Here is a 20,846-nt window from a genome sequence, read left to right on the forward strand (position 1 = left end):
TGGCGCGAACTCGCGCGGCGCGTCCCTGCGGGATCGGTACCCGATGCGCACCGCGGCAGTAGTGTGCGTACATGGACCGTCGGATCTTCGGGATCGAGAACGAGTACGGCGTCACGTGCACGTTTCGCGGACAGCGGCGGCTCAGCCCCGACGAGGTCGCGCGCTACCTGTTCCGCAAGGTCGTGAGCTGGGGCCGATCGAGCAACGTCTTCTTGCGCAACGGCGCCCGGCTCTATCTCGATGTCGGCAGCCACCCCGAGTACGCCACGCCGGAGTGCGACGACATCGCCGAGCTGGTGACGCACGACAAGGCGGGGGAGCGGGTCCTCGAGGGACTGCTGCTGGACGCCGAGCAGCGGCTGCACGACGAGGGCATCGCGGGCGAGATCTACCTGTTCAAGAACAACACCGACTCGGCCGGCAACTCCTACGGCTGCCACGAGAACTACCTCGTCAGCCGGGCCGGCGAGTTCAGCAGGCTGGCCGACGTCCTCATCCCGTTCCTGGTGACGCGGCAGATCGTCGTGGGGGCCGGCAAGGTCACCCAGACGCCGAGGGGCACGAGCTACTCGGTGAGCCAGCGCGCCGAGCACATCTGGGAGGGCGTCAGCAGCGCGACCACCCGCAGCCGGCCGATCATCAACACCCGCGACGAGCCGCACGCCGACGCCGAGAAGTACCGCCGCCTGCATGTCATCGTCGGGGACTCGAACATGAGCGAGACGACGACGATGCTCAAGGTCGCCTCCTGCGACCTGGTGCTGCGGATGATCGAGGAGGGCGTGGTGATGCGCGACCTCACCATGGAGAACCCGATCCGGGCGATCCGGGAGATCTCCCACGACATGAGCGGCCGGCGCAAGATCCGCCTGGCCAACGGCCGCGAGGCGAGCGCCCTCGACATCCAGGGCGAGTACCTCGCCAAGGCCCGCGACTTCGTCGACCGCCGCGGCATCTCGACCCCGGTCCTCGAGCGGGCCCTCGACCTGTGGGAGCGCGGCCTGAAGGCCGTCGAGTCCGATGACCTCAGCCTGGTCGACCGGGAGATCGACTGGGTGATCAAGTGGAAGCTGATCGACCGCTACCGCGCCAAGCACGGCATCCCGCTCAGCCACCCCCGCGTCGCCCAGCTCGACCTGGCCTACCACGACATCCACCGGGGCCGCGGCCTCTACTACCTGCTGGAGAAGCGGGGCGCCGTGGCGCGGGTGACCAGCGACCTCAAGATCTTCGAGGCCAAGTCGGTCCCGCCGCAGAACACCCGCGCCCGCCTGCGCGGCGAGTTCATCCGCCGCGCCCAGGAGCGCCGCCGCGACTTCACCGTCGACTGGGTCCATCTCAAGCTCAACGACCAGGCTCAGCGCACGGTCCTGTGCAAGGACCCGTTCCGGGCCCACGACGAGCGGGTGCAGCGCCTGATCGACGGCATGTGACACCCGCCTTCGTGTACTCGGTAGGGTTTGCGCGTGCTGATGCGCCTGCGACGTCCTTCGATGCTCCTCCTCTCGACCCTCCTGCCCGCGAGCCTCGCGCTCGCGGCGTGCGGCGGGTCGGACTCCGACCAGGCCAAGGGCCTCGACGCCGTCACGATCAGTGGCCAGGTCGGCGAGTCGCCGAAGCTGGACTGGACGTCGATCATGACGGCCGGGAAGCCGGTCACGAAGGTGCTCACCGAGGGTGACGGCGCGGCGCTGAAGAAGGGCGACGTGGTCCGGGTGGAGTTCACGCTGGCCGACGGCTGGACCCACAAGGTCCCGTTCGACAGCTACGCCGCCGAGTCGCTCAGCACGCTGGTCAAGGTCGGCGCGGAGAAGGAGCCGCAGACCCTCACCGACCTGCTCTCCCTCGGCTTCGCCGACCAGATCAAGGCCGGCCAGAAGGTCGGCAGCCGGATCGCGGTGACCGTCGGCAGCGACGTCGCCTTCGGCGGCTACCTCGGCAGCCAGGCCGCCAGCCTCCTCGCGGGCCTCGACATCGGCAACGAGGACGGCCTGCTGTTCGTGGCCGACATCGCCCAGATCGCCGGCCCCGAGGGCAGCGAGGAGGCGGCTCCCGCCTGGGCGCCGAAGATCGTGGAGGACGCCGGCCTGCCGGCCGGCCTCGACTTCACGGGCGTGCCCAAGCCGAGCGGTGACCTGAGGGTCGCGACGCTGACCAAGGGCACCGGCCCGGTGGTCGCCAAGGGCCAGACCATCCTGGTCAGCTACCTCGGCCAGATCCCGGGCGCCGAGAAGCCGTTCGACGCCAGCTACGCCGACGGCCGCGGCCTGGAGGCCGTCGTCGGCGGCAAGGGCGCGTCCGTGGTCAAGGGCTGGTCCAAGGCTCTCGTGGGGCTTCCCGTCGGGAGCCGGGTGATGATCGAGATCCCGCCGAAGCTCGGGTACGGCGACAAGGCCCAGGGCGACGACATCCCCGCCAACTCGACGCTGTACTTCGTCGTCGACATCCTCGACGCCGCCGACACCCCGCCGGAGCCTGAGCCGGAGCCGAGCACCGACGCCAGCCCGACCGACGGCGCCACCGACCCCAGCGCCGAGCCGAGCACGGATGCCAGCCCCGAAGAGTGAGCGTCTCCTCAACCTGCTGATCATGCTCCTGGTGCAGCGCCGGCCGATCGCCAAGGAGCGGATCCGCGAGCTGCTGTACCCGGACTCGCGCCCGGACGCCTTCGAGAAGATGTTCGAGCGCGACAAGGACGAGCTGCGCAGTCTCGGCGTACCCGTCGAGGTCGCGACGATCGACCCGCTCTTCGAGGACGAGGTCGGGTACCGCATCCCGCCGGAGGCGTTCGCGCTCCCCGACGTCGAGCTCACCCCCGAGGAGGCCGCCGTCGTCGGCATCGCCTCCCGGGTGTGGCAGCACGCCACCATGGCCCAGGCGACCACCGACGCCGTCCGCAAGCTCACGGCGGCCGGCATCGACGTCGACCTCGACGCCCTCGAGATCGCCCGGCCGCTGCTGACCGCCGAGGAGCCGGCGTTCGAGAGATGCTGGGTCGCGGTCTGCGAGCGCACCGCCATCGAGTTCGACTACCAGCGGCCCGACGCCGACGCCCCGATGCGGCGCCGGGTCCAGCCGTGGGGCGTCGTGCGCTACTCGGGGCGCTGGTACCTCGTCGGGTACGACGCCGACCGCGCCGCCGAGCGTGTCTTCCGGCTGTCCCGGGTCCACGGGGAGGTCGCGCTGGTCGGCCCGGCCGGGGCCTACGACGTCCCGCCGGAGACCGACGTACGCGAGATCGCCCGCCGGATGGCGCCGCCGGTGCCGAGCACGACCGCCGTGCTCCTCGTCCGGGAGGGTGCCGGCCACGGCCTGCGCCGCGCGGCCCAGCGGGTCGAGGTCGGCGTCGCCGGGCCCGACGACCGCACCGCGTGGGACCGCGTCGTCCTCGTGCGCCCCACCCAGGGGCTCGCCGACGAGGTGCTCTCGCACGGACCCGATGTGGTCCTGCTCGAGCCTGCCGCCACGCGCGAGCAGGTCGTCGCGCGGCTCGCCCAGGTGGTGCGATGACCCGCACCCCGGCGCCCGGAGCCCGCGACCAGGTCGCGCGGCTGCTGACCCTGGTGCCGTTCCTCCACCATCGCGACGGGGTCCGGCTGGAGGAGGCGGCCCAGCTCCTCGGTACGACGCCGAAACAGGTCGTGCAGGACCTCAGGGTGCTGTTCATGTGCGGCCTGCCCGGGGGGATGCCGGACGACCTGATCGACGTCGACCTCGACGCCATCGTGACCGAGGAGGGCAGCCCGGTCAGCGAGGGCGTGATCCGGGTCGAGAACGCCGACTACCTGGCACGGCCGCTGCGGCTGAGCGCGACCGAGGCCTCCGCGATGATCGTCGCGCTCCGGATGCTGCGCGACACGGCGCCGACCGGCGCCAGCCCCGAGCTGGTCGACCGGGTCCTGGCCAAGCTCGAGGCGGCCGCCGGCGCGCCCCACGTCGAGATCACCCCGTCGCCGCGAGACGCCCAGCAGGTCGTCGCCGCCCAGCTCACCGCCCTCGTCGACGAGGCGGTGACGAGCGGGCGGCAGCTGCGGCTGCTGTACTTCGTGCCGTCGCGCGACGAGGAGTCGGAGCGGGTGGTGGACCCCTACGGCGTGGTCACGCACGGCGTGTTCTCCTACCTCGACGCCCACTGCCACCGTGCCGGGGACGATCGGCTGTTCCGCCTCGACCGGATCACCAAGGCCGAGCTGCTCCCGACGGCCAGGCAGGCCCCACCGCGAGGACCGCGCGACCTCAGCGACGGCCTGTTCACCGACGACGCGGTCCCGGACGCGACGGTGGTGACGCTGCGTCTCGAGCCACCGGCGCGGTGGGCCACCGACTACTACCCGGTCCGCGACGTGCGCGTCCACGACGACGGATCGGCCGACGTCGACCTGGTCGTGGTCGACCGGCGCTGGCTGACCCGACTGCTGCTGCGGCTCGCGCCGCACGCCAGCGTCGTCCAGCCCACCGAGCTCACCGGCATCCTCACCGCTCGCGCACAGGAGACCCTCAGCCTGTATCGCTGAGGGCAGCGTAGGATGGACGCGTCAGCACAACCCCGACGATCGAGAGTTGGTCCCCGCCGATGTTTCCCCTGATCGGAATGCCCCAGGGAGCCGAGTGGCTCGTCATCCTGGCGATCGTGGTGCTGGTCTTCGGCGCCGCCAAGCTCCCGGACCTGGCCCGCGGCACGGGTCAGGCGCTGCGGATCTTCAAGGCCGAGACGAAGGGGCTGCGCGACGACGAGGACGAGAAGAAGCCCACGCCGCCGGCCGCCGAGCTGCCTGCCGCCGAGGCGCCTCGGCTCGATGACGTGGCCGAGGGCGAGATCGTCGAGGACCGCCGCGAGAACAACGCCTGACCTTGGCGTTCACGGGTCTTCTCAAGCTCTTCATCGGAAAGCCCGTCCATCCCGTCGGTGACGACGGGCGGATGGCGCTGTCCGACCATCTCCGGGAGCTGCGCGCGCGCATCCTCAAGGCGGGCTTCGCGGTCCTGCTGGCGTTCATCGTCGCGCTGTTCTTCTTCGGCCCGCTCTTCGATCTGGTCTGGGAGCCGTACCGCTCGGCGCAGGAGACGTTGCCGGAGGGCTCCAGCCTCGGCACCAGCTCCGGCCCGGCAGCCGGCTTCCTGCTGCACCTCAAGCTCTGCGGCCTGGCCGGACTGATCGGCTCGAGCCCGGTCTGGCTCTACCAGATCTGGGCGTTCATCGTCCCCGGCCTGCACCCGAGCGAGAAGCGCTGGACCGGCATCTTCGCGGTCATCGCCGGACCGCTCTTCCTCGTCGGCGTGGTGCTGGGCTACGTCACCTTGCCAAAGGGCCTGGAGATCCTGATCGGCCTCAACCCCGACGGCCTGACCAACCTGGTCGACTTCGACGACTACCTCACGTTCTTCAGCCGCACCCTGCTCGGCTTCGGCATCGCCTTCGAGATCCCGATCTTCGTGGTGCTGCTCAACATGGCCGGCATCCTCAAGGGCAAGACCCTCGGCGCGCACCGGCCCTGGATGATCGTCGGGACCTTCCTCTTCGCCGCCGTGATGACGCCGTCGGGTGACCCGTTCACGATGACCTTCATGGCCGCGCCCATGGTGGTGCTCTTCCTCGTCTCGGAGGTCATCGCCCGCCTCAACGACCGCCGCCGCGCCGGCAGGACCATCAACGCGGGTCTCTCGCCCGACGAGGCCAGCCCGCTGGACCTGTGACCCGGCGCTAGCCTTCACCCGTGCCCCGCGCGATCGTCTTGACCAACCCCACCTCGGGGAAGGGGCGCGGCGCCCGGATGCGCGACGAGGCGCTGCCGCGGTTCCACGGCGCCGGCTGGCGTACGACGGCCCTCACCGGCCGCGACGCCGACGAGGCCCTCGACCTGGCCCGGGTCGCCGCGGCCGAGGAGCCGGACGTGCTGGTCGTCTGCGGCGGCGACGGGATGGTCAACCTGGCGATCCAGGCGGTGGCCGGCACCCACGTCCCGCTGGGGATCCTGCCCGCCGGGACCGGCAACGACTTCGCCCGCTACTTCGACCTGCCGCGCGGCGACGGGGCCGCGGCCGCCGTACGGATCATCCACGGCGTCCCCCGGACCGTCGACCTGGCGCGGATCGGCGAGCGGTACTTCGGCGGCGTGCTCGCCGCCGGCTTCGACGCGGTCGTCAACGAGCGCGCCAACCGGATGCGCTGGCCCAAGGGGCAGATGCGCTACAACCTCGCCACCGTCGCGGAGCTGCGGACCTTCCGGCCGCTGCGCTACCTCCTGGAGCTCGACGGCACGGAGCGACAGGTGGACGCGATGCTGGTCGCGGTCGGCAACGGTCCGTCCTTCGGCGGCGGGCTGCGCATCACCCACGGTGCCGAGCTCGACGACGGCCTGCTCGACGTGGTGCTGATCAAGCCGGTCAGCCGGGTCGAGCTGCTCCGGACCTTCCCCAAGCTCTTCGACGGGAGTCACGTGACCCATCCGCAGTACGAGCGCCACCGGGTACGACGGGTGACCGTCGCCTGCTCCGGCATCGTCGGGTACGCCGACGGCGAGCGCTTCGGCCCGCTGCCCCTGACCGTCGAGTGCGTGCCCGCCGCGCTGCAGGTGATCTCATGAGTGAGCACGACGAGGACCTCAGCCCGGCGCAGCGCTACGCGTCGTACCGCAAGGACCGGGGGCACCCCGTCTTCCGGGACTTCGCCGCCGGCTACTCCTTCCCGCTCGACGACTTCCAGGTCGAGGGCTGCAAGGCGGTCGAGGACGGGGACGGCGTGCTCGTCGCCGCGCCCACCGGCGCCGGCAAGACGGTGGTGGGGGAGTTCGCGGTCCATCTGGCCCTGGAGACCGGGCGCAAGTGCTTCTACACGACGCCGATCAAGGCGCTGTCGAACCAGAAGTACGCCGACCTGGCCGCCCGCTACGGCAAGGACAAGGTCGGCCTGCTGACCGGCGACACGACCGTCAACGGTGAGGCTCCGGTGGTCGTGATGACGACCGAGGTGCTGCGCAACATGCTCTACGCGCGCTCCCGCACCCTGGTCGGGCTCGGCTTCGTGGTGATGGACGAGGTGCACTACCTCGCCGATCGCTCCCGCGGCGCTGTCTGGGAGGAGGTGATCATCCACCTGCCCGAGTCGGTGTCGGTGATCTCCCTGTCGGCGACGGTCTCGAACGCCGAGGAGTTCGGCGAGTGGCTGGAGACGGTGCGCGGCTCGACCCGCACCATCGTCGCCGAGCGGCGCCCGGTGCCGCTGTTCCAGCACGTGATGGTGGGCCGGCGGCTGCTGGACCTGTTCGCCTCCACCGACGTCGACGCCGCCGCGGGCTTCGTCCGCGAGGGCGCGCCGGTCAACGACGAGCTGGTGAAGCTGGCCCGCGACGACTGGGCCTCGACCCGGCTCAAGGGCCACCGCCAGCCCCGCGGCTCGCGCCAGGGTGGGCCCGGCAGTCGCAACGTCGGCAACGGCCGCCGGATCTGGATCCCCGGGCGCCTCGACGTCGTCGAGCGGCTCCGGCGCGACAACCTGCTCCCGGCCATCGACTTCATCTTCAGCCGCGCCGGCTGCGACGCCGCCGTGCAGCAGTGCCTCGACGCCAACCTGCGACTGACCTCGCCGGAGGAGCGCGACGAGGCGATCGCGTACGTCGAGCGCACCCTCGGTGGGCTGCCGTCCGACGACCTGCACGTGCTCGGCTACCACGACTTCCTCGACGCGGCCTCGCGCGGCGTCGCGGCCCACCACGCCGGGATGCTGCCCGCGTTCAAGGAGTGCGTGGAGGAGCTCTACCTGCGCGGCCTGGTGAAGATCGTGTTCGCGACCGAGACCCTCGCGCTCGGCATCAACATGCCCGCGCGCACCGTGGTGCTGGAGAAGCTGAGCAAGTGGAACGGCGAGACCCACGCCGACATCACGCCGGGGGAGTACACCCAGCTCACCGGCCGCGCCGGGCGCCGCGGGCTCGACGTCGAGGGCCACGCGGTCGTGCTCTGGCAGCCGGGGATGAACCCGCGCGAGCTCGCCGGCCTCGCCTCGACGCGGACCTACCCGCTGCGGAGCAGCTTCCGGCCGTCCTACAACATGGCGGTCAACCTGGTCCACGCCTACGGCCGTCATCAGGCCCGGGAGCTGCTCGAGCAGTCCTTCGCCCAGTTCCAGGCCGACCGCGCCGTCGTCGGACTGGCCCGCCAGCTGCGCAAGGCCGAGGACGCGCTGGCCGGGTACGCCGAGGCGGCGCAGTGCCACCTCGGCGACTTCATGGAGTACTCCGGCCTGCGCCGCAGGATCTCCGAGCTGGAGAAGGAGTCCAGCAAGGTGCGCCGGCAGGACCGCCGCGGCGAGGCGATGGCCTCCCTCGAGAGGCTCCGGCCCGGCGACGTGATCGTCGTACCCGTCGGGAAGTTCGCGGGCCCGGCCGTCGTCGTCGACCCCGGCCTGTCCGAGCACGGCCACCGCCCGCTGGTGATCACCGCCGAGCGGCAGGGCCGCCGGCTCGCGATGATGGACTTCCCGACGCCGGTCGAGCCGGTCGCCCGGATCAAGCTGCCCAAGCGGGTCGACGCCCGCAACCCGCAGCAGCGCAAGGACATCGCCCAGGCGGTGCGAGAGGCGGTGCGGGCGCTGCCGCTGTCGGTCAGCCGTCCGCGCGCCGAGCGCGGCCCGGTGGACGAGGACGTCGCCCGCCAGATCCAGGCGCTGCGCGCGCAGGTGCGCGAGCACCCCTGCCACGGCTGCGCCGAGCGCGAGGACCACGCCCGCTGGGCCGAGCGCTACGCCAAGCTCCAGAAGGACGCCGGGCTGCTCTCGCAGCGCATCGAGCGGCGCACCAACACCGTCGCGCGGACCTTCGACCGGGTCTGCGAGGTGCTCGAGGCGCTCGACTACCTGCGCGAGGACGAGGTCACCGAGCGCGGCCGCGGCCTGATGCGGATCTACTCCGAGCTCGACCTGGTCGCCGCCGAGTCGCTGCGCACCGGCCTGTGGGACGACCTGTCCGCCTCCCAGCTCGGCGCCGTGCTGTCCGCGCTGGTCTACGAGGCCCGCCGCCCCGAGGACGGCCCGGCCCCGGTGCCCGGCGGCGCCATCGCGGTGACCATCGAGGCGATGACCCGGCTGTGGGGCGAGCTCGAGCGCCTCGAGCGCGAGCACCGACTCGACTTCCTGCGCAAGCCGGACGCCGGCTTCGCATGGACGGCGTGGCGCTGGGCCGAGGGCCAGGAGCTCGACGAGATCATCACCCGCAACGACCAGACCGCGGGCGACTTCGTGCGCCAGATGAAGCAGCTCATCGACTTCGCCGGCCAGATCGCCGACGCCGCCGCCGGCACGCCGGTCCGCGACACCGCGCGCCAACTGGTCAAGCTGCTGCGGCGCGGGATCGTGGCCACCGAGTGACGCTCCTCGCCGTGCCCTGAGGCGCTGCCCCGGCGCGGCTCGCGGCTCAGCTGGCCGTCGTGGCGGCCAGCACCCCGGTGAGCCGCTCGACGGGCGAGCTCAGCGACCACCGTTCGACCAGGGCCGCGAGCCCGTCCGGGTCGACCGGCGTGCGCGGCAGCGCGAGGTGCTCGCGCGGCAGGTCGATGTCGCGAGCGACCGCGACCACCCGCGGCGCCACGGCGAGGTAGGCGGCGGCGTCGCGGATCTTGGCGCGCGGCCCCGGCCCGAGGTCGCTGGCGGGGTCCTCGACGGCGGCGAGGATGCCGGCCAGGTCGTCGTACTTCTGGAGCATCGAGGCCGCCGTCTTCTCGCCGACGCCCTTGACGCCGGGCAGCCCGTCGGAGGCGTCGCCGCGCAGGGTGGCGAAGTCGGCGTACTGGTCGGCGCGCACGCCGTACTTGTCGAGCACCCAGGCCTCGTCGACCCGCTCGTGCCGGCCGACCCCCTTGCCGACGTAGAGCACGCGGACGGCGGCCGCGTCGTCGACGAGCTGGAACAGGTCGCGGTCGCCGGTGACCACGTCGACCGGCATCCCGGCCCCGGTGGCGAGGGTGCCGATGACGTCGTCGGCCTCGTAGCCCGGCGCCCCGACGACGGCGATGCCGAAGGCGTCGAGCACGTCGCGGATCACCGGGACCTGCAGCTCGAGGGGGTCGGGGACCTCCTCGACGTCGGGGGCGCCGGCGACCTCCTCGACCACGCGGTGCGCCTTGTACGTCGCGATCAGGTCGACGCGCCACTGCGGCCGCCAGTCGTCGTCCCAGCAGCAGACCAGGTGGGTCGGCCGGTACTGCTCGGTCAACTGGGAGATGTAGCCCAGCAGGCCGCGCACCGCGTTCACATTGGTGCCGTCCGGCGCGAGGATCTCCGGGGAGCCGAAGTAGGCCCGGAAGTACAGGCTGGCCGTATCGAGGAGTAGAAGGCGCTCAGTCATCGAGGTGCAGCCTATTAGGGTGAGCCCCGTGAGTCAGAGTGGCAACCCAGCGGTCGAGGCGACGGACCGGCAGATCCTGGAGCTCCTGGCCAAGGACGGACGGATGTCGTACACCGACCTCGGGCGGGCCACGGGACTGTCCACCTCGGCGGTGCATCAGCGGGTCAAGCGCCTCGAGCAGCGCGGCCTGATCCTCGGGTACGGCGCGACGGTCAACTACGCCGAGATCGGCGTCCCGCTGACCTCCTTCATCGCGATCCGCCCGATCGACCCGTCCCAGCCCGACGACTGCCCGGAGCGGTTGGTCGGCATTCCCGAGATCGAGTCTTGCTGGTCGGTCGCGGGGGAGGAGTCCTACCTCCTCAAGGTCCGCACCACCACGCCCGTCGAGCTCGAGCTGCTGCTCGGCCGGATCCGCTCCGCGGCCAACGTCTCGACCCGTACGACCATCGTGCTCTCGACCTACTACGAGAACCGTCCCGTCGGTCACTGATCCGGCTGAGCGCGCCGCCACGGCGTGTCGCGTCGCGACACGCCGTCGATCGGCGGATTTATCGGGGGATTCTGCGGTTCCGGCGGGCCCTGCTGACCTGCGAGAACGCATATCACCGCAGGTCAGGCGACGGTTGACAGGAGAGGTAAGGGTCACCAGAGTGTGGTGACGTTCGCTCGTGCAGGTCGTGGCCGGCGGACCGGCGTCCGAGTGGCCGTATGTCGGCGGAGTAGCACCAGCTCCGCACGGGACGGTTCGCGGAGGTCGGTTCGCTCCTCGAGAGCGAGCCGGAAGGACCCGGGTCTCCCTAGACAACGTCGCGTGCGTCGGCAGCCAGTCGGGAGCCGGGACGGTCCGAAGGTGGCCCGGGTCCTTCCGCCGCCTGCAGAGCGCCGTAGGCTCTCGCCGTGGTGCAGCGCCCCCTTCTTCCTGCTGTCGGCCTGGCAGCCGTCGGCGGCGTGCTGCTCACCGCCTCCTTCGAGCCGGTCGCCGTGCCCTGGCTGCTGCCGCTGGGCGTGGCCTGCTACGCCCTCGCGACCCGCGGTCTGGCCCCACGCCGCTCCGGCCTGGTGGGCCTGGTGTTCGGGGTGGCCTTCTACTTCAGCCACATCTCCTGGATGAAGGACTCGATCGGCGCCGACGCCTGGCTCGCGCTGGCGAGCGTGGAGGCCCTCTTCTACGGCCTGCTCGGCCTGGTCGTGCCGCTGCTGCGCCGACTGCCGGCCTGGCCGCTGTGGCTGGCCGCCGCCTGGACCGCGATGGAGACCGTGCGCAGCGGCTGGCCGTTCAGCGGGATGCCGTGGGGCCGGCTGGCGTTCGCGGCGATCGACACCCCCACCGCCCCCGCGGTGGCGTACGTCGGGATGACCGGCCTCTCCTTCCTGCTGGCCCTGTCCGGCTTCTGCCTGGCCCGGCTCGCCGAGGCGGCGCTGGCCGGCGAGCGCCGCCGGCTGTGGGCCGCGGCGGCGGTCGGCGTGCTGGCGGTCCTGGTGACACCCGCCGTGGTGCCGTACGACGTCCCCGAGACCGGCTCCACCACCGTGGCCGTCGTCCAGGGCGACGTCCCCGGCCCGGGCAACGACATCCTCTGGGACCACCTCGGCGTCACGCGCAACCACGTCGACGCGACCGTGCGCCTGGCCGCCGACGTCGACGCGGGGCGGGTGCCGCGGCCGGACTTCGTGCTCTGGCCGGAGAACTCCACCGCCGTCGACCCGTTCGAGCCGGGTGAGGTCAACACCGGGATCCGCGAGGCCGTCGCCGCCGTCCGGGTGCCCGTCGTGGTCGGCGGGATCGTCGACGGCGGGCCGAAGTACGTGCTCAACCAGGGCATCGTGTGGGACCCGGAGACCGGGCCGGGGGACCGCTACACCAAGCACCATCCGGTGCCCTACGGCGAGTACATCCCGTTCCGCGACATCTGGAACCCGACGTTCGGCCAGCTCGCCCTCATCACCCGGGACATGAGGAGCGGCACCCGCACCGAGCCGCTGCGAGTGGCCGGCGCGAAGGTCGGTGACGCGATCTGCTTCGACGTGGCCTACGACGACGTGATGCCCCCGCAGGTGCGCGACGGCGCCGAGCTGCTCACGGTGCAGACCAGCAACGCCAGCTTCATCTTCACCCACCAGATCGAGCAGCAGTTCGCGATCACCCGGCTGCGGGCGATCGAGGCCGGTCGCTGGCTGGCGGTCGCCTCGACGAACGGGCAGAGCGGCGTGATCGCACCCGACGGCAGCGTCGTGGCCTCGGCGCGGCCGCGGACCACGAGCGTGCTCGTGGAGAGGGTAGGGCTCAGCACCGCCCTCACCCCGGCGATGCGGCTGGGCTCCTGGCCGTCACGGATGTTCACCCTGCTGACGCTCGGTGCTCTCGTGTCAGGTGCCGTGACGTACCGTCGAGGGAGACAGTTCGACGGTCCCCGACAGGAGGCTGTGACCGGCGAGCCGACTGCCGATTCCCCGACCCCGAGTGAGGCACCCGTTGTCTGAGCAGCACTCCACCCTGGGCCGCACGGTGATGGTCGTCCCGACCTACGACGAGGCCGCCAACATCGCGTGGATCGTCGAGCGCGTCCGTACCGCGCAGCCGCACGTCGACGTCCTCGTCGTCGACGACGGCTCGCCCGACGGCACCGGCGCGATCGCCGACGGCCTCGCCCGGACCGACCCGCAGGTCCACGTCCTGCACCGCACCGCCAAGGGCGGCCTGGGGGCGGCGTACCTCGCCGGCTTCGCGTGGGCCCTCGACGCCGGCTACGACGTGATCGGCGAGATGGACGCCGACGGCTCCCACCAGCCCGAGCAGCTGCAGCGGCTGCTCACCGGGCTGCGCGACGCCGACCTGGTCATCGGGTCGCGGTGGATCCCCGGCGGCTCGGTCGTGAACTGGCCCTGGCAGCGCGAGCTGCTCTCGCGCGGCGGCAACCTCTACGTCCGGATGCTGCTCGGCATCCGGGTGCGCGACGCGACCGCCGGCTTCCGGCTGTTCCGCCGCTCCACGCTGGAGCGGATCCGCCTCGACGAGGTGCGCTCCACCGGCTACGTCTTCCAGACCGACCTGGTCACCCGGACCCTGCAGGCCGGGCTGGTCGTGCGCGAGGTCCCGATCGAGTTCGTCGAGCGGGTCCGCGGCGAGTCCAAGATGAGCGGTCAGGTCGCCCTGGAGTCGCTCAAGCGGATCACCTGGTGGGGCCTGCAGCAGCGCTGGCAGCGACTGAAGGCCCCCGCGACGTCGACGAGGGAGCTGCAGCGCAGCACCCGATGAGAGGCAGGACGCAGTGAGCAGGAGGAGCATGCGGAGCCGGCGCGCGGCAGCGCTGCTGTTCCTCGTCTTCGTGGTGATGCCGATCCTCGAGATCGTCGTGCTCATCGAGGTCGGTCAGGTGATCGGCCCGTGGTGGACGATCCTGCTCCTCGTCCTCGACAGCCTCCTCGGCGCCTGGCTGATGAAGCGCGAGGGCCGGCGCGCCTGGCTGGCGCTGCGTGAGCGGGCCGAGACCGGCCGGATGCCCCACAAGGAGCTCGCCGACGGCGCGCTCGTGATGCTCGGCGGCGCCTTCCTGCTCAGCCCGGGCTTCGTCTCCGACGTGCTCGGCCTGCTGCTGATCCTGCCCGTCACCCGGCCGCTGTTCCGCGGCCTGCTGGTGTCGTACGCCGGGCGCCAGGTCGCGCGGCGCGCAAATGTCACTCGCCCCGGACCGACCGTGGTCCGGGGCGAGGTCATCGACGAGCAGTAGTCGAGCCGGTCAGGCCTTCGCCGGCTTCTTCTTGCGGGCGTTGGCGCGGTGCAGGTGCGCCGGACCGATCTCGCCGCCGCGGAGCAGCTCCAGACGCTCGGTGAGGATCTCCTCCAGCTCCTTCTCGGAGCGGCGCTCGAGCAGCATGTCCCAGTGCGTGCGCTGGGGCTTCTCGGCCTTCACCTCACGCTCGATGCCGGCGGTCGACTCGGCCTCCAGCCCGCAGCGCGGGCACTCCCAGACGGCAGGCACCTCGGCCTCGATGGACATGGTGATCTCGAACTCGTGGCCCTGGGGACACTTGTAGCCGACCTGCTGCCGGGCTGCGAACTCGATACCCCGCTCGTCCTCGAAGGACTGGCCCCCCAGTCGGGCACCGCGCAGTGTGCGCTCAGCCATCAGACTTCACCTCCCATGTTTCGTCTATCCACTCAACGCTACCCAGCGGGAAAAGGTTCCAACCCGGATCGGACCAGACCAGGACCCTGGTCCAGACCAGTCGGGACCCGGGGCCCACCTCAGATGACCGCGGGTCGGGCGTTGCCTGCCTGGCGGATGCCCCGCTCGGTGTCGACCCGGAGCAGCAGCAGGCCGCCGAGGACGAAGAAGGCGATGAGCGCGAAGATCGCGGGCCGGTAGGAGTCGGTGAGCTGGTAGACGAGGCCGAAGGTGAGGGTGCCGAACCACGAGGTGCCGCGGTCCATGGCGTGGTAGAGGCTGAAGTACTCCGCCTCCTTGCCGCGCGGGATGAACAGCGAGAAGTACGACCGGGCCAGCGCCTGGGTGCCGCCCAGCACGATGCCGATGGCGACGCCGAGCACCAAGAACGGCACCAGCTGCCCCTCGGGCACGACGAGCGCGACACTCACGATGCCCATCCACCCGACGATGCCGGCCAGGATCACCCTCTTGGCGCCGTAGCGGGCCGCCGCCCGGCCGAACCCGACGGCACCGAACATCGCCACGAACTGCACGAGCAGGTAGGTGCCGAGCACCGTGCCCTCGCCGAAGTCGAGCTCCTCGATGCCGAAGGTCGACGCCGAGGCGATCACGGTCTGGATGCCGTCGTTGAAGAACAGGTAGGCGAGCAGGAAGGTGAGCGCGACGGGATAGTTGCGCAGGTCCTTGAGGGTGGCGCCCAGCTGGCCGAACGAGCGGCCCAGCAGGCCGCCCCCGACGTCCACCACGGCGACCGGCTGGTGCTTCTTGATGCCGCGCCACGGGATGACCATGAAGGCCGCCCACCACACGGCCGCCGAGAGCAGGGAGAGGCGGACCGCCATCTCCTTGTCGAGGCCGAGCGCGTCGTGGAAGGTCACGACGGCGAAGTTCACGGCGAGCAGCAGCCCGCCGCCGGCGTACCCGTAGGCCCAGCCGACCGACGAGGTGCGATCGCGCTCGGCCTCGGTGGAGATCAGCGGCAGGATCGAGTCGCTGACCACGATCGCCGCTCCGCTCGCGAGGTTGGCGACCATGAACGCGATGCTGCCGAACAGCCAGCTCTCGCCGCTCATGAAGAACAGCAGGGCGGCGGCCGCCGCGCCGAGCCAGGACAGGCCGACCAGCAGGTCCGGCTTGCGCTCGGTGCGATCGGCCAGAGCACCGATGATCGGGAAGATGAGCGCGCTGAGCAGCGTCGAGAAGGTGATGACGTACGACGGCAGCGAGCCCGGCGCGATGGAGAGCCCGAGCACGTGCAGCCGGCCGTGCTCGCCCACGGCGTTCTCGGCCACCGAGATCAGGTACGGCGCGAAGAGCACGCCCGCCACGGTGGTCTGGAACGCGGACGCGGCCCAGTCGGTGAAGTACCACGCCCGCTGCTCGCGTGCGCGGTTGAGCGGCCCCAGGTCCGCGATGCTCATGTCGTCCCTCCCCGCGCGGACCACCACTGGCCGCGTCCCTGGAGGACATCCTTGAGCAGATCGGTACGGTCCGTGAAGAGCCCGTCGACACCGCGGTCGAGCAGGGCGGTCATCTCGGCCGGATCGTCGATGGTCCACACGTGGACCTGGTGGCCCGCGGCGTGGGCGCGCCGGACGAAGCCCGGCGTGGTGACGGTGAGCCCGCGCTGTCGGTGGGGGACCTGGAAGGCCGCGAAGCCGCTGCCCGCGAGCAGCCGGGCCAGCCGGGTGCTGGGGGAGAGCCGGAAGGCCACGATCTGCCACGGGTCGGCCGCGGTCGGGACGCGACCGTCGGTCAGCGCCCGGAACCGGCGGATCCGCCCGCGCGAGAACGACGCCACCAAGAGCCGGTCCCATAGGTCGCGCTCGCGCACCAGCCGGGCCAGGGCGTCGACCGCGCCGTCGGACTTGAGGTCGATGTTGAACCGCGCCGCCGGGAAGGCCTCGAGCAGCTCGACCAGCGTCGGGACCTGCTCGCGCCCGCCGATCCGGGCCCGCCGTACCTCGGCCAGGGTGAGGTCGCGGACCGCTCCCCGCTGGTCGGTGACCCGATCCAGCACCTCGTCGTGGAAGGCCAGCAGCACGCCGTCGGCGGTCAGGTGGACATCGGTCTCGAGGTAGTCGTAGCCGAGCGCGGCGGCGTGCCGGAACGCGGCGAGGGTGTTCTCGAGGCCCTCGATCTCGGGGTGGTAGGCGCCGCCGCGGTGGGCGAAGGCCAGCACCCGGCCGGACTGGAGGTACATCCTCAGATGTCGCGGAAGGTCTCGATCTCGGCGCCGAGCGAGCTGAGCCGCTCGGCCAGGTCCTCGTAGCCCCGATGGATGACGTAGGTGCTGCGCAGCACCGAGGTGCCCTTGCTGGCGAGCATCGCGAGCAGGACGACGACCGCCGGGCGCAGCGCGGGCGGGCAGATCAGCTCGGTGCCGGTCCACGACGTCGGACCTTCGATCTGCACCCGGTGGGGGTCGAGCAGGGTGACCCGGCCACCGAGCTTGTTGAGCTCGGTGAGGTAGATCGCCCGGTTGTCGTAGACCCAGTCGTGCAGGTACGTCGTGCCCTCGGCCACCGCCGCGATCACCGCGAAGAACGGCAGGTTGTCGATGTTGAGGCCGGGGAACGGCATCGGGTGGATCTTGTCGCCGGGCGCGACCAGGTCGGAGGGGTGCGTGGTGATGTCGACCAGCCGGGTGCGGCCGTTGGCGGCGAGGTACTCCTCGGACAGGTCGTAGCGGAAGCCCATCCCCTCGAGCACCGCGAGCTCGATCTCGAGGAACTCGATCGGCGCGCGCCGTACGGTGATCTCCGAGCGGGTCACGATCGCGGCGGCCAGCAGCGACATGGCCTCGATCGGGTCCTCGCTGGGGGAGTAGTCGACGTCGACGTCGATGGACTCGCGGCCGGTCACCGTGAGCGTGGTCGTGCCGATGCCCTCGACCTCGACCCCGAGCGCCTGCAGGTAGAAGCAGAGGTCCTGGACCATGTAGTTGGACGAGGCGTTGCGGATCACGGTCGTGCCCGGATGCAGGGCGGCGGCCATGAGGGCGTTCTCGGTCACCGTGTCGCCGCGCTCGGTGAGCACGATCGGGCGGGCGGGGACGATCGCCCGGTTGAGCTGGGCGTGGTACCAGCCGTCGGTCGCCTTCACCTCCAGGCCGAAGGGCCGCAGCGCCGACATGTGCGGCTCGACGGTGCGGGTGCCGAGGTTGCAGCCGCCGGCGTACGGCAGCTCGAAGGTGTCGGTGCGGTGCAGCAGCGGGCCGAGGAACATGATGACCGAGCGAGTACGGCGCGCGGCCTCCTCGTCGATCCGGGTCAGGTCGAGATCCTTGGGCGGGACGATCTCGAGGTCGTTGTCGGCGTTGATCCACCGGGTCTGCACGCCGATGCTGTCGAGCACCTCCAGCAGCCGGTTGACCTCCTCGATCCGGGCCACCTTGCGCAGGGTGGTGCGCCCCCGGTTGAGCAGCGAGGCGCACAGCAGCGCGACACCGGCGTTCTTGGAGGTCTTGACGTCGATGCTGCCCGAGAGCGTGGTGGGGCCCTTGACCCGCAGGTGGGTGGGGCCGGCGCCGAGCGCGACGATCTCGGAGTCGAGGGCGGCCCCGATCCGCGCCAGCATCTCCAGGGACAGGTTCTGGTGTCCCTTCTCGATCCGGTTGATCGCGCTCTGGCTGGTGCCGAGGCGTTCGGCGAGCTGGGCCTGGGTCAGGCCACGGTGCTTGCGGGCGTCGCGGATGAGGTTGCCGATCCGGCCCTTGTAGTCCTCGTGGGACGGGTCCAAGGTCATGCCACGACGGTAACTCACATGTGAGATAACGCAAGACGCCACGACGATCTGGAAGGATCCTCCCATGCGTGCCACGACCATCCACGGCGCCCGGGACATCCGGGTCGACGAGGTGCCCGACCCGACCGTGCGCAAGCCCACGGACGCCATCGTCCGGGTGAGCGCGGGCTGCATCTGCGGCTCCGACCTGTGGCCGTACCGCGGCGAGAACCCGATCCGGCCCGGCACCACGATCGGCCACGAGTGCATCGGCGTCGTGGAGGAGATCGGCAGCGAGGTGCGCGAGGTGCGGGTCGGCGACTTCGTGGTCGTCCCGTTCTGCCACTGCGACAACACCTGCGCCCACTGCCGCAACGGCGCCCAGTCGGTCTGCACGAACCTCGGCTTCACGGCGAGCGGCCAGGCCGAGTACACCCGGGTCAACCAGGCCGACGGCAGCCTGGTCCGCACCGGCGGCGTCCCCGACGCCGAGCTGGTGCCGTCGCTGCTCGCCCTGTCCGACGTGATGCCGACCGGCTGGCACGCCGCCGTGTCGGCCGGCGTGAAGGCCGGCGACACGGTCGTCGTGGTCGGCGACGGCGCGGTCGGGCTCTGCGGTGTCCTGGCCGCCTCGGTCATGGGCGCCGAGCGGGTGATCGCGATGTCACGTCACGAGCCCCGCCAGGTGGTGGCCCGCTCGTTCGGCGCCACCCACGTCATCGCGGCCCGCGGTGAGGAGGCCGTGGCCGAGGTGCTCGAGCTGACCGGCGGAGTCGGCGTCGACGCGGCGCTGGAGTGCGTCGGCACGGACGACGCGATGACCACCGCGATCGAGGTCACCCGCCCCGGTGGCGGCGTCGGCTTCGTCGGGGCGCCCCACGGCGTCGAGCTGTCCGCGCGCCGGCTCTTCGACAAGAACGTCGGCCTCCGCGGCGGCATGGCGCCGGTGCGCCGCTACCTGCCCGAGCTGCTCCCCATGGTGCTCGAGCGCCGGATCGACCCGGGCCGGGTGTTCGACCTGACCCTGCCGCTCGAGCAGTCGCCGGACGGCTACCGCGCGATGGACGAGCGCCGCGCGATCAAGGTACTGCTGCAGCCCTGAGCGGCGGCCAGGTGGCCCGGGTCCCGGTGCCGGCTCAGGCGACCGACCGGCCCCGCGGCTCGGGAGCGGCCGCGGCCTGGGCCCGGCGGCCCGTTCGGCCGGCGACGAAGACGACACCGAACAGGGCGCCGATGGCGAGCACGAACAGCAGCACGAGCGCCAGCAGGACGACGATGGCGAGGAGACTCATGAGGCCCACCCTCGCATGGCCTAGGTCACAGCCCAAGGGTGATGCGGGTCACATCTACGTCGAGGCGAGGATGAGCACGGCGGGCAGCCCGACCGCGAGCACGAGCACGGCGACCAGGATCAGCACGAGAGCCAGCAGCCCGGGGGAGCGCTGTCGCCGGAAGCCGATCGCGCCCTTGAGGAAGGTCAGCGCGGGCGCGGCGTAGTAGACGTCGACGACCTGGCCCGGCCCGACCTGGAACTGCTGGGCCGCCTGCCCGTAGGTCCACATCCACTGGGCGTGTCCGGACACGGTGTGGACGCCCGGCGGCACCGGATAGACGTTCTCGCCGTAGCGCGCCGGCACCGGCCAGCCGTTGATCTGCACGCTCGGCGTGATCATGCTCAGCATCCGGTTGCCCTGCAGGTGCAGGCGGAGGTGGCCGGGCGGCGGGGGAGGCGGCTGGCTCATGGGCACCGACCCTATGCGCGACCGACCAGGTCCGTGAGCGCCGCCCAGGCGGCCGCGCCGAGCCGGCGGTCGGCGTGCTCGGTGCCGCCGCGCCGCATCCTCTGACCCGCCACCACGACCTCCTCGCCGGGCAGCACGGCCCGGTGCCCGGCCTCGGCGTCCGCGACGAGCGCGGTCGGGCGGCCGTGCCGGGCACGACGGAGCACGATCTCCTCGGCCTGCTCCCGCGCGGGCCAGACCTGGTCGTCGTCGCCCGCCACCAGGACCACCTCGGGGATCCGCTCCACGGGCAGGGTCGCGGCCGCCACCTCCTCCGGCGCGGCGGCCCGCGAGCGGGCATAGAGGTCGCGGTACGCGGGCGGGTCGGTCGGCGGCTCCCACGGGACGAAGCGCACGAAGGGCACCGGGGTGCCGTCCAGTGTCCAGTGGGAGGTCTGTCGCCCGTCGTCGGTGACGCCGGCCCAGACCACGTCGGACGGCGCGAACGCCGCCACCCCGTCGACCGGCGCGCCGGTGAGCGAGGCGGTCGCGAGGGCGGCCTCGGCGCCGAAGGAGAGGCCGACGAGCAGTACCCGGTCGCACTCCGCGGCGAGCGCCTCGGCTCGGGCCGCGAAGGTCTCCAGCGGGATCTCCCATGGGCCGTCGTGCTGCCCCGGACCGCCGAACCAGCGGATCGACTCCGCCAGCACGCCCTGCTCGGCGAGCACCCGGGCCCGCTGCTCGTCGACCCGGCCACTGGAGCCGCCGAGCACCAGGGCTCCCACTCCGAGAGGGTCGTCAGGCTCCCAGCGGACGCCGACGGGTGCGGACAGCTCGATCCGGCGGGCCATGGACGCGACCCTACTCACTGCCGTGGCCGCCGTCCGGTT

The 20,846-nt window shown here is 71.8% G+C and carries 21 protein-coding genes; 13 read left to right on the plus strand and 8 right to left on the minus strand.

The window, feature by feature from the left end; translation table 11 throughout:
• Positions 1–71 precede the first annotated feature (71 nt).
• From pafA to ACUP6Y_RS11550, 8 genes are all read left to right on the plus strand, one after another.
• Positions 72–1,433 carry a Pup--protein ligase gene (pafA, locus tag ACUP6Y_RS11515; RefSeq protein ID WP_462556503.1) on the plus strand — a complete coding sequence of 454 codons (1,362 nt, stop codon included), beginning with the start codon at positions 72–74 and terminating at the stop codon, positions 1,431–1,433.
• 39 nt (positions 1,434–1,472) lie between these two features.
• Positions 1,473–2,567 (plus strand): FKBP-type peptidyl-prolyl cis-trans isomerase, encoded by a 1,095-nt coding sequence (locus tag ACUP6Y_RS11520; protein WP_462556713.1) that lies wholly within the window; start codon positions 1,473–1,475, stop codon positions 2,565–2,567.
• Positions 2,548–3,510 carry a helix-turn-helix transcriptional regulator gene (locus tag ACUP6Y_RS11525; RefSeq protein ID WP_462556506.1) on the plus strand — a complete coding sequence of 321 codons (963 nt, stop codon included), beginning with the start codon at positions 2,548–2,550 and terminating at the stop codon, positions 3,508–3,510. Before ACUP6Y_RS11520 ends, ACUP6Y_RS11525 begins: the two co-directional genes overlap by 20 nt.
• Entirely contained in the window at positions 3,507–4,514 is a 1,008-nt protein-coding gene (locus ACUP6Y_RS11530; protein ID WP_462556508.1) for a helix-turn-helix transcriptional regulator, read from the plus strand. The genes ACUP6Y_RS11525 and ACUP6Y_RS11530 overlap by 4 nt, the downstream gene beginning before the upstream one ends.
• Positions 4,515–4,591: 77 nt before the next feature.
• Complete coding sequence (gene tatA, locus ACUP6Y_RS11535) at positions 4,592–4,849, plus strand: twin-arginine translocase TatA/TatE family subunit (protein WP_462556511.1); 258 nt, start codon at positions 4,592–4,594, stop codon at positions 4,847–4,849.
• 71 nt (positions 4,850–4,920) lie between these two features.
• A complete protein-coding gene (gene tatC / locus ACUP6Y_RS11540; protein ID WP_462556513.1) occupies positions 4,921–5,694 on the plus strand; it encodes a twin-arginine translocase subunit TatC in 774 nt (257 codons plus the stop codon).
• Positions 5,695–5,714: 20 nt separating this feature from the next.
• Positions 5,715–6,584 (plus strand): diacylglycerol kinase, encoded by an 870-nt coding sequence (locus tag ACUP6Y_RS11545; protein ID WP_462556515.1) that lies wholly within the window; start codon positions 5,715–5,717, stop codon positions 6,582–6,584.
• On the plus strand, positions 6,581–9,361 hold the full coding sequence (locus tag ACUP6Y_RS11550) for a DEAD/DEAH box helicase (protein ID WP_462556517.1): 2,781 nt from the start codon (positions 6,581–6,583) through the stop codon (positions 9,359–9,361). The genes ACUP6Y_RS11545 and ACUP6Y_RS11550 overlap by 4 nt, the downstream gene beginning before the upstream one ends.
• Before the next feature lie 46 nt (positions 9,362–9,407).
• On the opposite strand, the gene ACUP6Y_RS11555 is transcribed toward ACUP6Y_RS11550, so the two are convergent.
• On the minus strand, positions 9,408–10,337 hold the full coding sequence (locus ACUP6Y_RS11555; RefSeq protein WP_462556519.1) for a 5'-3' exonuclease: 930 nt from the start codon (positions 10,335–10,337) through the stop codon (positions 9,408–9,410).
• A 28-nt stretch (positions 10,338–10,365) separates the two neighbouring features.
• On the opposite strand from ACUP6Y_RS11555, the gene ACUP6Y_RS11560 reads away from it, so the two are divergent.
• The 4 genes from ACUP6Y_RS11560 (at position 10,366) to ACUP6Y_RS11575 (ending at position 14,068) form a co-directional block, all read left to right on the plus strand.
• Positions 10,366–10,830 (plus strand): Lrp/AsnC family transcriptional regulator, encoded by a 465-nt coding sequence (locus ACUP6Y_RS11560; RefSeq protein WP_462556521.1) that lies wholly within the window; start codon positions 10,366–10,368, stop codon positions 10,828–10,830.
• Between the two features lie 407 nt (positions 10,831–11,237).
• Positions 11,238–12,821, plus strand: a complete 1,584-nt coding sequence (gene lnt, locus ACUP6Y_RS11565; protein WP_462556523.1) for an apolipoprotein N-acyltransferase — start codon at positions 11,238–11,240, stop codon at positions 12,819–12,821.
• Positions 12,814–13,596: a polyprenol monophosphomannose synthase gene (locus ACUP6Y_RS11570; protein ID WP_462556525.1), complete on the plus strand. Its 783-nt coding sequence runs from the start codon at positions 12,814–12,816 to the stop codon at positions 13,594–13,596. Before lnt ends, ACUP6Y_RS11570 begins: the two co-directional genes overlap by 8 nt.
• A 28-nt stretch (positions 13,597–13,624) precedes the next feature.
• Positions 13,625–14,068 (plus strand): FxsA family protein, encoded by a 444-nt coding sequence (locus tag ACUP6Y_RS11575; RefSeq protein ID WP_462556527.1) that lies wholly within the window; start codon positions 13,625–13,627, stop codon positions 14,066–14,068.
• 9 nt (positions 14,069–14,077) lie between these two features.
• Here the strand turns inward: ACUP6Y_RS11575 and ACUP6Y_RS11580 are convergent, their stop codons facing one another.
• The 4 genes from ACUP6Y_RS11580 to ACUP6Y_RS11595 all read right to left on the minus strand — a co-directional run bounded on the left by ACUP6Y_RS11580 (position 14,078) and on the right by ACUP6Y_RS11595 (position 18,256).
• A complete protein-coding gene (locus ACUP6Y_RS11580) occupies positions 14,078–14,467 on the minus strand; it encodes an RNA polymerase-binding protein RbpA (protein ID WP_141007454.1) in 390 nt (129 codons plus the stop codon).
• A gap of 119 nt (positions 14,468–14,586) precedes the next feature.
• Positions 14,587–15,930 carry an MFS transporter gene (locus ACUP6Y_RS11585; RefSeq protein WP_462556529.1) on the minus strand — a complete coding sequence of 448 codons (1,344 nt, stop codon included), beginning with the start codon at positions 15,928–15,930 and terminating at the stop codon, positions 14,587–14,589.
• On the minus strand, positions 15,927–16,712 hold the full coding sequence (locus ACUP6Y_RS11590; RefSeq protein ID WP_462556531.1) for a glycerophosphodiester phosphodiesterase: 786 nt from the start codon (positions 16,710–16,712) through the stop codon (positions 15,927–15,929). The genes ACUP6Y_RS11585 and ACUP6Y_RS11590 overlap by 4 nt, the downstream gene beginning before the upstream one ends.
• Positions 16,713–16,714: 2 nt before the next feature.
• Complete coding sequence (locus ACUP6Y_RS11595; protein WP_462556534.1) at positions 16,715–18,256, minus strand: UDP-N-acetylglucosamine 1-carboxyvinyltransferase; 1,542 nt, start codon at positions 18,254–18,256, stop codon at positions 16,715–16,717.
• A 64-nt stretch (positions 18,257–18,320) separates the two neighbouring features.
• Between ACUP6Y_RS11595 and ACUP6Y_RS11600 the strand changes: the two genes are divergently transcribed.
• Positions 18,321–19,337, plus strand: coding sequence for a zinc-dependent alcohol dehydrogenase family protein (locus ACUP6Y_RS11600; RefSeq protein ID WP_462556536.1), 1,017 nt, complete (start codon positions 18,321–18,323; stop codon positions 19,335–19,337).
• 34 nt (positions 19,338–19,371) lie between these two features.
• On the opposite strand, the gene ACUP6Y_RS11605 is transcribed toward ACUP6Y_RS11600, so the two are convergent.
• The 3 genes from ACUP6Y_RS11605 to ACUP6Y_RS11615 are packed head-to-tail and all read right to left on the minus strand — an operon-like array spanning position 19,372 to position 20,807.
• Positions 19,372–19,527 (minus strand): hypothetical protein, encoded by a 156-nt coding sequence (locus ACUP6Y_RS11605; protein WP_462556539.1) that lies wholly within the window; start codon positions 19,525–19,527, stop codon positions 19,372–19,374.
• A 54-nt stretch (positions 19,528–19,581) separates the two neighbouring features.
• Positions 19,582–19,977 (minus strand): hypothetical protein, encoded by a 396-nt coding sequence (locus ACUP6Y_RS11610; RefSeq protein ID WP_462556542.1) that lies wholly within the window; start codon positions 19,975–19,977, stop codon positions 19,582–19,584.
• Between the two features lie 11 nt (positions 19,978–19,988).
• On the minus strand, positions 19,989–20,807 hold the full coding sequence (locus tag ACUP6Y_RS11615) for an alpha/beta fold hydrolase (RefSeq protein ID WP_462556544.1): 819 nt from the start codon (positions 20,805–20,807) through the stop codon (positions 19,989–19,991).
• Positions 20,808–20,846: the final 39 nt, after the last annotated feature.

Source organism: Nocardioides sp. S5-5 (assembly GCF_054954065.1).

What these genes read in the sequence shown, in the direction of transcription:
- pafA (WP_462556503.1), top strand. Translation starts at nt 72, where the DNA reads ATGGACCGTCGGATCTTCGGGATCGAGAACGAGTACGGCGTCACGTGC.
- ACUP6Y_RS11520 (WP_462556713.1), top strand. Translation starts at nt 1,473, where the DNA reads ATGCGCCTGCGACGTCCTTCGATGCTCCTCCTCTCGACCCTCCTGCCC.
- ACUP6Y_RS11525 (WP_462556506.1), top strand. Translation starts at nt 2,548, where the DNA reads ATGCCAGCCCCGAAGAGTGAGCGTCTCCTCAACCTGCTGATCATGCTC.
- ACUP6Y_RS11530 (WP_462556508.1), top strand. Translation starts at nt 3,507, where the DNA reads ATGACCCGCACCCCGGCGCCCGGAGCCCGCGACCAGGTCGCGCGGCTG.
- tatA (WP_462556511.1), top strand. Translation starts at nt 4,592, where the DNA reads ATGCCCCAGGGAGCCGAGTGGCTCGTCATCCTGGCGATCGTGGTGCTG.
- tatC (WP_462556513.1), top strand. Translation starts at nt 4,921, where the DNA reads ATGGCGCTGTCCGACCATCTCCGGGAGCTGCGCGCGCGCATCCTCAAG.
- ACUP6Y_RS11550 (WP_462556517.1), top strand. Translation starts at nt 6,581, where the DNA reads ATGAGTGAGCACGACGAGGACCTCAGCCCGGCGCAGCGCTACGCGTCG.
- ACUP6Y_RS11555 (WP_462556519.1), bottom strand. Translation starts at nt 10,337, where the DNA reads ATGACTGAGCGCCTTCTACTCCTCGATACGGCCAGCCTGTACTTCCGG.
- ACUP6Y_RS11575 (WP_462556527.1), top strand. Translation starts at nt 13,625, where the DNA reads ATGCGGAGCCGGCGCGCGGCAGCGCTGCTGTTCCTCGTCTTCGTGGTG.
- ACUP6Y_RS11580 (WP_141007454.1), bottom strand. Translation starts at nt 14,467, where the DNA reads ATGGCTGAGCGCACACTGCGCGGTGCCCGACTGGGGGGCCAGTCCTTC.
- ACUP6Y_RS11585 (WP_462556529.1), bottom strand. Translation starts at nt 15,930, where the DNA reads ATGAGCATCGCGGACCTGGGGCCGCTCAACCGCGCACGCGAGCAGCGG.
- ACUP6Y_RS11590 (WP_462556531.1), bottom strand. Translation starts at nt 16,712, where the DNA reads ATGTACCTCCAGTCCGGCCGGGTGCTGGCCTTCGCCCACCGCGGCGGC.
- ACUP6Y_RS11595 (WP_462556534.1), bottom strand. Translation starts at nt 18,256, where the DNA reads ATGACCTTGGACCCGTCCCACGAGGACTACAAGGGCCGGATCGGCAAC.
- ACUP6Y_RS11600 (WP_462556536.1), top strand. Translation starts at nt 18,321, where the DNA reads ATGCGTGCCACGACCATCCACGGCGCCCGGGACATCCGGGTCGACGAG.
- ACUP6Y_RS11605 (WP_462556539.1), bottom strand. Translation starts at nt 19,527, where the DNA reads ATGAGTCTCCTCGCCATCGTCGTCCTGCTGGCGCTCGTGCTGCTGTTC.
- ACUP6Y_RS11610 (WP_462556542.1), bottom strand. Translation starts at nt 19,977, where the DNA reads ATGAGCCAGCCGCCTCCCCCGCCGCCCGGCCACCTCCGCCTGCACCTG.
- ACUP6Y_RS11615 (WP_462556544.1), bottom strand. Translation starts at nt 20,807, where the DNA reads ATGGCCCGCCGGATCGAGCTGTCCGCACCCGTCGGCGTCCGCTGGGAG.